The sequence below is a fragment of the Pseudomonas paraversuta genome (assembly GCF_904067025.1).
Classification (GTDB): domain Bacteria; phylum Pseudomonadota; class Gammaproteobacteria; order Pseudomonadales; family Pseudomonadaceae; genus Aquipseudomonas; species Aquipseudomonas paraversuta.
Window position 1 is genome coordinate 4,549,082 of sequence record NZ_CAJFDA010000001.1, and the last position, 11,145, is coordinate 4,560,226.

General features: G+C 57.8%; 8 protein-coding genes. 2 read left to right on the forward strand and 6 right to left on the reverse strand.

The window, feature by feature from the left end:
- Positions 1-3: 3 nt before the first annotated feature.
- Together hldE and msbA are read right to left on the reverse strand one after the other, a co-directional pair.
- Positions 4-1,425 carry a bifunctional D-glycero-beta-D-manno-heptose-7-phosphate kinase/D-glycero-beta-D-manno-heptose 1-phosphate adenylyltransferase HldE gene (gene hldE, locus JQ848_RS20640; RefSeq protein WP_003438946.1) on the reverse strand — a complete coding sequence of 474 codons (1,422 nt, stop codon included), beginning with the start codon at positions 1,423-1,425 and terminating at the stop codon, positions 4-6.
- A 171-nt stretch (positions 1,426-1,596) separates the two neighbouring features.
- On the reverse strand, positions 1,597-3,405 hold the full coding sequence (msbA, locus tag JQ848_RS20645) for a lipid A export permease/ATP-binding protein MsbA (RefSeq protein ID WP_003438945.1): 1,809 nt from the start codon (positions 3,403-3,405) through the stop codon (positions 1,597-1,599).
- Between the two features lie 157 nt (positions 3,406-3,562).
- On the opposite strand from msbA, the gene JQ848_RS20650 reads away from it, so the two are divergent.
- Together JQ848_RS20650 and JQ848_RS20655 are read left to right on the forward strand one after the other, a co-directional pair.
- Positions 3,563-5,425, forward strand: coding sequence for a bifunctional O-antigen ligase/aminoglycoside phosphotransferase family protein (locus JQ848_RS20650; RefSeq protein WP_178105528.1), 1,863 nt, complete (start codon positions 3,563-3,565; stop codon positions 5,423-5,425).
- The gene (locus tag JQ848_RS20655) at positions 5,422-6,627 is read left to right on the forward strand and encodes an acyltransferase family protein (protein WP_202211086.1); all 1,206 of its coding nucleotides are present in this window, start codon (positions 5,422-5,424) and stop codon (positions 6,625-6,627) included. The genes JQ848_RS20650 and JQ848_RS20655 overlap by 4 nt, the downstream gene beginning before the upstream one ends.
- A 75-nt stretch (positions 6,628-6,702) precedes the next feature.
- On the opposite strand, the gene JQ848_RS20660 is transcribed toward JQ848_RS20655, so the two are convergent.
- From JQ848_RS20660 to JQ848_RS20675, 4 genes are all read right to left on the reverse strand, one after another.
- The gene (locus JQ848_RS20660) at positions 6,703-7,587 is read right to left on the reverse strand and encodes a glycosyltransferase (RefSeq protein WP_127195728.1); all 885 of its coding nucleotides are present in this window, start codon (positions 7,585-7,587) and stop codon (positions 6,703-6,705) included.
- A complete protein-coding gene (locus JQ848_RS20665) occupies positions 7,584-8,735 on the reverse strand; it encodes a glycosyltransferase (protein WP_202211087.1) in 1,152 nt (383 codons plus the stop codon). Before JQ848_RS20665 ends, JQ848_RS20660 begins: the two co-directional genes overlap by 4 nt.
- A complete protein-coding gene (locus tag JQ848_RS20670; protein ID WP_029612535.1) occupies positions 8,732-9,616 on the reverse strand; it encodes a DUF6625 family protein in 885 nt (294 codons plus the stop codon). Before JQ848_RS20670 ends, JQ848_RS20665 begins: the two co-directional genes overlap by 4 nt.
- Before the next feature lie 63 nt (positions 9,617-9,679).
- The gene (locus tag JQ848_RS20675) at positions 9,680-11,086 is read right to left on the reverse strand and encodes a PIG-L deacetylase family protein (protein ID WP_202211088.1); all 1,407 of its coding nucleotides are present in this window, start codon (positions 11,084-11,086) and stop codon (positions 9,680-9,682) included.
- Positions 11,087-11,145: the final 59 nt, after the last annotated feature.

The window sequence follows — 11,145 nt, forward strand, 5'->3', positions numbered from 1 at the left end:
TCATTACTGACCGCGGATTTTATCGACAATCGCCGTGGTCGAACTGTTTTCAACCAGCCCCAGCACTTTCACGGTGCCGCCATAAGACGTCACGATATCGGCACCCACGACCTGGTCGATCCCGTAGTCACCGCCTTTTACCAGCACGTCCGGCTTGACCTGAGCCAGCAGGTTTTCAGGGGTCGCTTCAGGAAAGCTGATCACCCAGTCCACCGCGCCCAGACCGGCCAGTACCGCCATGCGCCGGTCAACGCTGTTGATCGGACGCCCCGGGCCTTTCAGGCGGCTCACCGAAGCATCGTCGTTGACTGCAACGATCAGACGATCGCCCTGCGCCCGCGCCTGCTCCAGATAAGTCACGTGGCCGGCATGCAAAATGTCGAAGCAGCCGTTGGTGAACACTATTTTCTCGTTGTGGGCCCGGGCATCGTCGATGGCCAGCAGCAGCTGATCGAGTTTCAGCACACCGCGCTCGGAACCCTCTTCGCGCTGGATCGCGCGCCGCAACTCCGGAGCACTGATGGCAGCCGTCCCCAGCTTGCCAACCACAATCCCGGCAGCCAGATTGGCCAGCGCCACAGCGTGGGGCAGTTCTTCACCCGCGGCAATGGCCGCCGCCAGGGTAGAGATAACCGTGTCACCGGCTCCCGTCACGTCGAACACTTCGCGGGCGCGGGCCGGCAGGTGCATGGCCGCAAAGCCCGGACGCAACAGGGTCATGCCGTGTTCGCCGCGGGTTACCAGCAAGGCGCCGAGGTCCAGGTCAGCCATCAATTTGGCGCCTTTGGCCACCAGATCGGCCTCATCGGCGCAACCGCCAACGATGGTTTCAAACTCGCTGAGGTTGGGCGTGATCAGGCTCGCACCCCGGTAGATCGAGAAGTCCTTGCCCTTGGGATCGGCCAGCACCGGGATGCCCCGGGCACGCGCGGCCTGGATCAATACCTGGTGGTTTTTCAATGCGCCTTTGCCGTAGTCGGACAGCACCAGCACCTTGATGCCTTCAAGGAGATTTTCCACCTCGGCCCCCAACGCCTGCGCGTCGGTGGCGAACGGTTCTTCGAAGTCGATACGCAGCAGTTGCTGGTGGCGGCTCATGACCCGCAGCTTGACGATGGTCGGCTGGTGCGCGATGCGCTGGAACAGTGCGCGTACGCCTGCGCCCTTGAGGCTATTGGCCAGGCTGTCGGCAGCTTCGTCATCGCCGGTCACACCGACCAGAGATGCCGGCGCGCCCAGAGCGGCAATGTTCAAGGCAACGTTGGCAGCACCGCCCGGACGGTCTTCGATTTGCTCAACCTTGACCACCGGCACTGGCGCCTCAGGGGAAATCCGCGAGGTTCCGCCATGCCAATAACGGTCGAGCATGACATCGCCTACCACCAAGACAGGGGCTTGATCGAATCGCGGCATGGACAACTTCATGGAGAACCCACATACAAAATGAACAGAGGCGCGATATTAACACAGGGTGAACCCAGGTCAGTTCACGGTATTAATGCAGCGAATGAGAATCAGGCGAGGGCTACAAACCCTGATCGCCCTTAGGCATATTTATGGGCGCCGGCTGGCCGGCGCCCATAAATCAGGATGACCCTAGGCGATATCGCCGGAGGTCTGCGGGGCATCGAGCCCCATCGAGTGCAGTCGGGCGTAGTAACCGTTTTGCGCCAGCAACTGTGTATGGGTACCACGTTCGACGATTTCGCCCTGATCCATGACCAGGATCATGTCGGCTTTTTCAATCGTTGACAGACGATGGGCAATCACCAGCGTGGTGCGGCCCTTCATGACGTGATCCAGTGCCGCCTGAATATGGCGCTCGGACTCGGTATCGAGAGCCGAGGTCGCTTCATCGAGAATCAGCACCGGGGCGTTTTTGAGCAGTGCCCGGGCAATTGCCAGACGCTGACGCTGACCGCCGGAAAGCAGCACGCCGTTTTCACCGACCTGGGTGTCCAGGCCTTGCGGCAGCTGCTCGATGAAGTCCATCGCGTAAGCATCGCGCGCGGCCTTTTCGATATCGGCCCGGGGTGCACCGGCCAGGTCGCCATAGGCAATATTGTTGGCAACGGTGTCGCTGAACAGGGTCACGTGCTGGGTTACCTGGGCGATATGGCGGCGCAGGTTGAGCAAGCGATATTGTTCAATCTCTACCCCGTCGAGCAGAATTTCGCCCGAGGAGTGGTGATAGAAGCGCGGAATCAGGTTCGCCAGTGTCGACTTGCCGCTACCGGAACGCCCGACCAGAGCCACCATCTGCCCGGGTTCGGCGATGAACGATACATTCTTGAGCACTTGGCGGTCAGTGTCCGGGTAAGTGAAGTTGAGGTTACGCACCTCTACACGCCCCGTAATCTGGTCACGCTCAACGGTTCCGGTGTCCACTTCCGGTTTTTCATCCAGCTGCTCGAAAATGCTTTCAGCCCCGGCCACGCCTTTCTGGATGGTGGAGCTGACTTCCGACAACTGACGAATCGGCTTGGGCAACAAGCCGGCCAGGGTGATGTAGGCAATCATGTCGCCCGCGGAGGCATCGCCACGCAGGTAGAGCACCAGGAACATCAGGATGCCCATGGCGATATAAATGACCAGTTGCAGCATCGGCGTGTAAATCGCGCCGGTGCGGGTCATGCGCAGTTGCTTGTCCGTGTTGCTCTGGCTGGCTTGCAGAAAGCGCTTCTGCTCGTAGGTCTCGCCGCCGAAGCTGCGTACGACGCGATAACCCTGGATGGTCTCGGACGCTACGTGGGTTACATCACCCATTGCCACCTGGATTTTCTTGCTCTGTTTACGGAATTTTTTACTGGCGGTACTCACCATCACCGCAATCAGCGGCAAAATTGCGATCATCACCAGGGTCAGGCGCCAGTTCATCCACAGCAACGAGGCGAACAGGAACACCACCGTCATGCCTTCGCGGATAACCACCTTGATTGCATCAGTGGCGGCCCCGGTCACCATCGTCACGTTGAAGGTAATGCGCGAGATCAGATGGCCGGAGTTGTGCTTGTCGAAATAGCGGTTGGGCAGTACCAGCAGGTTGTTGAACAACTGGACCCGCAAGTCATGCACCAGGCCGAGGGACACCTTGGCCAGAAAGTAGTTACCCAGAAACGAGCCCAGGCCTTGCCATGCTGCAATCAACACAATCAGTATCGGCACGGCCTGCAGCAGACGTAAATCACGCAGGTAAGGGACGCTGGGAAACAACACCGCATCCGGGTTCGACAGGCCGTCAACGAAATACTTGAGGATGTAACCAAGCATGGGTTGAGTCGAAGCGAAAATAAGGAACCCGACAATACTCAGCAGGAAAAGGCCGATGTAGGGTCGGACATAGCCTAAAAGACGCAGATAGATTCTTACGCTCGATTGGCTTTCGCTGGGGCTGGATTCAGTCATATCACGCGGCGGTTAGTAAAAAAGGATGCTGACTTTATCACAGCTTCTCTGGTGTACTGCGTGCCGGTTGGGGTGATGCCCCAAGGGGTAGCAAAAACGACATTAAATGGCCACTACGCTAGTATGGCTGTCCAAAATCTGGAATGAATTTTACCGCATGCAATTCAGCTACTTAAGTTATTCAAAACAACGGTTATTTGACTTTATTTGCCTATGGCTCCTGCCCATCGGCTTGTTATTGCTGTTATCCGACCTTTATTTTTTGCCTGGACGCAGCCTTCATCACAAACTTTATTACGCTTTTTTCAGTATCCCTACCCTGATCGCGATCGTTTTACGCCCCCGGGAACTGAAAGAAATCCTGCGCGAGCCCATCATTCTCGGTTTCATTGTGTTTTCAGCATGGGCACTGGTCAGCCTGATCTGGAGTGACACCAGCGACAGCTTCCTCGACGAGCTCAGGCCCCCCTTGCATCTGCTGATGCTGTTTCTGGGCTGCTCACTGCTGATCAAATACCGCAGTGAAAGCCTGCAGCCGGTGTTCTTCGGCGCCGCGCTGATTGCCTTGATCGCCACTGTTTATAACCTGTACATGTTTGCCCAGGCTTACGTCCCGCAAGCCCGGATGGTCGGCGCTGGTGCATTCGACAATCCACTGCTCAGCTCCCATGCCTTCGGGTTCTTTTGTATTTACTGGCTCTCGCTGGCCATGACCTGCAAACGCCCGCATGTCCTGTTAATCGCAATACCTGCCTTTGCCATCATGTTCGTGTCCCTGCTCGCTACGGGCTCAAGAACGCCTCTGGCAGCCATAGTCCTGGGCATGATCTGGCTGAGCTTCATTTGCTGGAACCGTCGCTCGCTGGCGCTGATCAGCATGCTGGCCGCGGGCGGCATTGTGGTTATGACACTGTTCTCCGAAATGATGCTAAGCCGCGGCAGCTCGTTTCGCTTTGATCTGTGGCAATTGACCCTGGAGCAAATCAAGTTGAAGCCCTGGACCGGCCATGGCTTTGACGCCTCCCTGGCCCTGCAACTGCCAGACATCGGCTACGCCTTTAGCGAGCCGCACAACTTCGCTCTGGGGGTGATTTACTACGTGGGCATTCTGGGCTTCGTGCCCTGGCTGCTCATCCAGGCATGGGCGCTGTACAGCAGCTGGCGTCATCGCGTGCAACCGCTGTTCATCCTGGCTTCCGCCTGGCTGGTGTACGGCATTGGTGCCGGCCTGACCGAGGGCGGCGGCATTCTTTCAAGACCTAAAGAGCACTGGTATCTGCTGTGGATCCCTCTGGCCCTGATCGCTGCCCTGAGCATCAATCGGCGCCTGAAAACCCTGCGTGACCGGCCTGTCCACCGGCTACCTGACGCAGCTTTCAACACCTTGAAAGCCCATGCACAGGTCATTGAGGAAGACGGTCTGGGGCCTAAAGTTCTGCGCCTGGACAACGGCAACTTCCTCAAGCTGTTCCGCGAGCGTCGCTGCTACACCTCTGGCAGCTTCAATCCGTACTCGGAACGCTTTGCCGTAAACAGCGAGCGTTTGCAGGCTATGGGCATTCCGGCGCCAACAATTCTCGACCTGTACCAACTCAACGACGGCAGCACAGCCGTGCTGTATCAGCCTTTGCCAGGCCAAACACTGCGCCAGGTCATGCAGTCCATGGGCTCACCCGCCGTGCGGCAAGCGCTGGTCGAACGTTTTGGCAAATTCCTGGCCCTGTTGCATGACAAGGGGGTGTACTTCCGGTCCTTGCACCTGGGCAATGTGTTGCTGATGGACGATGGCGAGTTCGCGCTGATCGATATCGCAGACATGCGTATTTTCCCCTCCCCCCTGAGAAATGCCTTGCGCCAAAGAAATCTGCGCCACATGCAACGTTACCCTGAAGACCGCCGCTGGCTGTTCGAGGAGCAACTCCCTGAGCTGCTGCAAGGCTACGCCACACTGGCATCCCCGAGCGCTGTGGAAGGTTTGCGCGTACAGGTTGCCGCGCTTTCCCGGGCGGTCAAAACTTGAGCCTGGCTAACGACAGCGTTCTCTGGGCGCTGATGGCGTATGCCCTGGCGATAGCCACCTCCGGGCTACTGCTGCGGTATTTCCCGGCACTCCAGCGCCTCCTCAGCCATCCAGGCCAAAGCCGCTATGCCAGCGTCGATGGCTTGCGCGGTTATCTGGCGTTCGGGGTGTTCGTTCACCACATGGCGATCATCTGGGTATTTCTGCATACCGGGGTGTTCGATGTGCCCAAGAGCAAGTTCTACGCCCAGATCGGACTGGCAAGTGTGGCCTTGTTCTTTATGATCACCGGCTTTCTGTTCTGGGGGCGCCTCATGGAAAAGAGGCGCGACTTCGACTGGCTGGCCTTCGCCGTGTCGCGGGTGTTTCGTCTCTACCCGCTGTACTTGCCATTGCTGGTGCTGGTGATTTTCAGCGTGTTTTATATCCAGGACTGGACGTTCAAGGACGCCCCGCTGCAAGTGGCCGGCCAGATCATGAGCTGGCTGATCTTCGACCGGCCCGACATCAACCAGTACCCGCAGACCGGCATTCTGATTTCGAACGTGACCTGGACCCTGAACTACGAAGTGTTCTTCTATATGTCACTGCCGCTGTTCGGGATGGTGTTTCTGTACCGCCGTAACTGGAGGCAGACCGTTTTATGCCTGCTGGGTATCTACGCCCTGTATCAGCTGGTCGGCTGGGAACACTCGCTGAAGAAGCACTTCCTCATGAGTTTCCTGGGAGGTGTAGCAGCAGCCTATTGGGTACGTCAGCCCAGGCTGGCGGCCTGGAGCAAGACGCCTCTTGCGGGGGGCATTGCGCTGATTGTGCTGCTGCTGGTGATTACCCAGTTTCAGAAAAGCTTCGCCTTCCTGCCTCTGGTGCTGCTGACACTGGTGTTCTCGATTATCGCCTCGGGCCACACGCTGTTCGGCGCACTGACCCTGCGCAGCATTCGCTGGATGGGCGAAATCAGCTACAGCACCTATCTGCTGCACGGTTTCCTGATTTGGCTGATGATCCAGCGTACGCCACTGATATTGCCGTTCGATACCACAGAACCACTGACCTTCGTGATGCTGGGGGCGCTGTGTTGTTGCCTGCTGATCATCGTCAGCAGCCTGACCTTCCTGTACATCGAGAAGCCCGGCATGAATGCCGGCAAAAAGGTCGTGGACTGGTTACGCCAGCGCGCGCAGGTCAGGGCCAAGGCCTGACCTGCTGAGCGAGCTTGTTCGCAAGATCCGGTCGTTGAAAAGGCTCGCGAGCCAGCTCATTCCTGCAGGCAGGTCCTAGTCTTTTTCCAGCGGCGAAAAATACAGCCGCCCCAGGCCCCGCCAGGTCTTGCCCGTCCAGTGCCGGAACGGGATTTGAGCCAGCAGCTCCCGGGCCAGGGCCCGGTTGCGATTGGCGGTTTTCAGGAACATGGAATTGAGAAACTTGTACCGCACCTGGTCATACAGCGGGTGATCGCTGAATAACGCGTAGGTTTTCAGAATGCTGTCGATCATGAACCGGTGGTTTTTGTACGAGTTGGTGGCGTGCTTGCGATAGCGCGCCATCACCACGTTCAAGCCATCAATGAAGTACCCGGCATGGGTGACCTTCAGCTCGATATACAGGTCTTCCAGGCGGATCTGCGGATCGAACCCCCCCACTTTGTCCAGCGCCTCACGACGAATCATCAGGGTCGGGGCCGGCGGATAAGGCTTGCGCTCAAGAAACATGTCTTCGAAATCGAGACGGCGAAACGGTACGTCCCGGCGCTGGCGCTTTTCCGGGAACAGATTGCCCTCGGCATCAATCAGCTCGATGTTACCCGCGCAAATACCGACTTCGGGCTTGCCGTCCATGTAGGCGACCTGAACTGCAATGCGGTCCGGCATCATGATGTCATCCGAACCGAACGGCACAATCAGGCTGCCTTTGGCGCGGGCAATCGCGCCGTTGAGGGTGTTGGTCAGGCCCTGATTCTGCTGTACCCGAAAGTCGAAACCATGGGCTTGCTGCAGGCGCTGAATGCGCTCCACGCTGTCATCCGGCGAACCATCATCGATAACCAGCAACTCGATATTGGGATAGGTCTGATCCAGAACGCTCTGGATGCTTTGCTCGATATACGGAGCATGGTTGTAGGAAGCGATGATCACCGTTACCAGTGGCTGCGAGTCTGTCATGGGTGATCCTTACGTGCCTGGCTCAAGCCAGAGTCAATCAAGTCCAGATACTCCTGACGGAACACCTCAATGTCATGGTGCTCCTGCAGGTAACGATACGCCTGCTCGCCCTTGGCCTGCAGTGCTGCATCCGGCAATGCCAGGTATTCATCCAGCGCAGCGGTCAGTGTCACCACGTCACTGGGTTTGACTGCCAGACCGCCTGCCCCCTCAATCAACGGCAACATGGCCGGGACATTGGTAGCGATGACCGGCAAATGCCCGCTCATGCCTTCCAGCAGCGCCAGCCCCAGGCCTTCAGCGAGCGAAGGCATGGTCCAGATATCGAAGGCGCGAACGTACTGCAGTGCGTTCTCCTGAAAGCCCAGCAGGTGTGCCCGCCCCTCAAGCCCCAACTGCCCGATCTGCTCGCGCAAATGCGCCTCTTCGCGGCCAGCACCAATAATTGCCAGTTGCGCCTGGGGGTATTTGTCTTTCAGGGCGGCGAAAGCCTGCAGCAAAAAACGATGGCCCTTGATCGGCACCAGGCGACCCAGCGCGCCAATCATCCGCACATCCTGATCCAGGCCGAGCTTTTCGCGCGCCTGCTGGCGTGGCAGCTGCAAAGCCTCGGCCTGCTCGATGTCGATGGCATTGGTAATGGCGTAGGTATTCTGCTCAGTGAAACCGCATTGGCAGTCGAGCAAGTACTGTTTGACCGCAGGCGATACGCCGACAAAACGCCAGGCTTTATCGATCAGGCGTTTGGCCTGACTGCGCCGGTAAAAGCGGTCGTACTCGCCAAAACCGTGGGAAATCCCCACACACAACGGGATTTTCAGCCAGCGGTTGAGTTGCAGCATCATGTTCACCGGCTTGAAGCGGTTGCAAATCACTACATCGAACTGCTCTTTACGACAGAACTTGTATAACGCCCACATGGCACGGATACGCATGCCCTTGAGCGACTTGTCGCTGAACTCGAAATACACCGAATGATCGGCCTTGCTCACTGGTTCGCCCGGCCCCGGACGACCACGCAAAAATGCCGCCGTGATTTCATAGCGCTCGCTGGGCAGCGCGCGCACGATCTGCTCGGCAAGGTCGGCAAAGTCATGGGATTTGACGTTGTAATCGGGCTGCAACTGCAAAACCTTTGAACGCTTCATAACTCTCCCCGGTGGAATCCGGTGGCATCAATAACCCAGGAGGGCTCTGCAGCCAGACACTGGATTGAAGCTGGATCGGGCGTTGGCAACTTCGCCCACTCATTACGCTTCCAGCACACGAAGTGAAAGTACGGAAAGGTATGATCGCCGTCACGATCATTCTTCAATATGCCATTCTTCCAGAACCACTTGGCCGGGAAGTTTTCAGTGCCGTCATGCCACTTTATGCAGCCACCCGGCGTGCTGAAGGCCTCGGTAAAGTCACTGGTACGACGAAGCGGATTGAACTTGCCCACCAGTTCAAATAGTGGTTTGGGGAAATTCTTGCGCCACAGGAAGATACGACTGAAAGCCCCTTCGTCCAGCGCATGATGCTGATCGTCGGTAAACCGCTGCTGCCAGCCCTCTATTTTCTTGAACAGTTCGAGCTTGCAGCGTGTATTGCGCATCAAGCACAGATGCCCCGCCACTCGTCGCTCGTGGGTCGAAAACAGATCAAACCTGGCCAGACGCTCCGCCGTGAAATAACTGCGCAAATCGCCGTAGATCAGATCGATATCGCCAAAAGCCCAGAAGTCATAGCCTTCCAGGCAGTCTTCATGGATATAGCCCAGAGCGGGCTTGATATCGCACAATTTGTAGGCATTTTTGGGCGCGAAATTGATCTCCAGGCGCTGCGAGACCTTGCGGCAATAATCAGCAAAACTGATGGTCTGGACTGTCACGTTGGCAGGCAGGTTTTCAGGTACCCCACAGTCACTGAAAAACTGCCAGTCAATATCAGGGTTGTGCCGACAACTTTGCAAAAAAAACGGCATCCAGAACGGCCATTGGCCGAAGTACGGGATGATAAATAAAATACGTGGCGTTGGTTTTATCACTGGGAACTCAATGTAAAGGTCGAGATTAGAGCCAATGCTATGGCCCTGCTTACTGTGCTTTTATTATTGGAGCAGCCAGAAAAGCTCATGACGCCTGACTGCTTTGCGGAAAAACTCATTCTCACCATAAGGTGATGGCTTTCTGCCTGCAAGGAGCTGTTGTATAGAGCGACGCACCCGCCGCTTGAGCGCGGCACGGGGTTGCAGGTCGTGCATCATGCCCAGTGCCATGGCCTTGTCGTGCTGCTGCGCAAGGGTCAGCGACAAACTGCAAGGCTGCAACACCAGGGCCGGGTCGAACACAGGTGGCAATGCAATGCCATCACCGCTATCGCCCATTGGCCAGCGATCGTTATCGTGCAGATGGTTGGCATACCCCAGAATCGTCGTCGGTTGCCACTCCAGCCCTTGCAGCGCCTCAAGAACAGCGGCGTGGGCACAGATGTGGTCCGGGTGCGGGTCGATTGCAGGATGCGGCAGCACCATGACTTCGGGGCGCGCCCGCAGGATCAAGGCGCGCAAGTCCGCCAGCAGGTTGTTCCAGGTCGGGGCGCCATCCAGATCACCGGGCAGCGCAAACGGATTGAGCTGACGAAACAGGCGGATATCGCTCAGGTCAGCTTCGCGAGAGGCAACGGGCTGATCGGGGGCCGCCTGCATCGCAGGGAGCTGCAGGCAAAAATACCCCAGCTGCGCGCAATGGGCTTCGGGTACGCCCGCCCAACGCGGTACCACCAGGCTGTCCCAGGCCCGCAGACGGCCCTTGAGTCGCGCCGCTTCGGCGCGTCCAAGGCCCATCTGCTGATAATGCCCGGCTTCAATTTCGCCAGCGGTCAGGGTCACGATCCAGGCCTCTGCGGCCTGACTGTACAACCCGAAAGCGGCCAGCTCGGCATCGTCGGCATGGGGAGCGATCACCATGACCCGCTGATCCCGGTAGTCGGGCTGGCGGAACACCCACAGTACGGGCTCGCCCGCCACTCGGCAAAAACGTCCTTGCAGGCGCAACGTGCCGCTGGCCAGCGATGACGCAAAGCCGCTCAGATTCAGATAGCGCAGGCCGTTAACCCCGCGCTCGAAGGTCTGTTTATCCGTCGTCTGGGCGGCGAACAGTTGCACGAACGGATCGACAAAACGTCCGAGTATCCCGGCCTTGATCCTGACCGCCAGAATCAGGGTTTCGTCGCCGGTCAGGCTCGGAGGCTGATCGACTACCAGCCTTTCGCCCTCAAGACGTACCGCCACACGCTCGGTGTCCGGCGCAAAGCTGTACTGATAATCATCTTTTGGTGAATAGAACAGGTGGTCGGCAAACCAGGCTTCATGGGCCACCCAGCCCAGAACCGCCAACACCGGCGGCAGCCACCAGGCCAGCAGCACACCGCTGGCAATCAACAGCAGCAGGCCAATCAGCAGACCCACGCGTTTGTTGCGCCGATGGCGCTTGAGGAGTTGTTGTTTGCGGCTCATGGCTTTTGCTCTAAGGCTTTTATTTCCTGTAGGAGCGAGCTTGCTCGCGATCTTTTCAC

Excerpts from the sequence above, each read along its gene's own strand:
- msbA (WP_003438945.1), bottom strand. The coding sequence starts at position 3,405 with ATGACTGAATCCAGCCCCAGCGAAAGCCAATCGAGCGTAAGAATCTAT.
- JQ848_RS20660 (WP_127195728.1), bottom strand. The coding sequence starts at position 7,587 with ATGACAGACTCGCAGCCACTGGTAACGGTGATCATCGCTTCCTACAAC.
- JQ848_RS20675 (WP_202211088.1), bottom strand. The coding sequence starts at position 11,086 with ATGAGCCGCAAACAACAACTCCTCAAGCGCCATCGGCGCAACAAACGC.
- JQ848_RS20665 (WP_202211087.1), bottom strand. The coding sequence starts at position 8,735 with ATGAAGCGTTCAAAGGTTTTGCAGTTGCAGCCCGATTACAACGTCAAA.
- JQ848_RS20650 (WP_178105528.1), top strand. The coding sequence starts at position 3,563 with ATGCAATTCAGCTACTTAAGTTATTCAAAACAACGGTTATTTGACTTT.
- hldE (WP_003438946.1), bottom strand. The coding sequence starts at position 1,425 with ATGAAGTTGTCCATGCCGCGATTCGATCAAGCCCCTGTCTTGGTGGTA.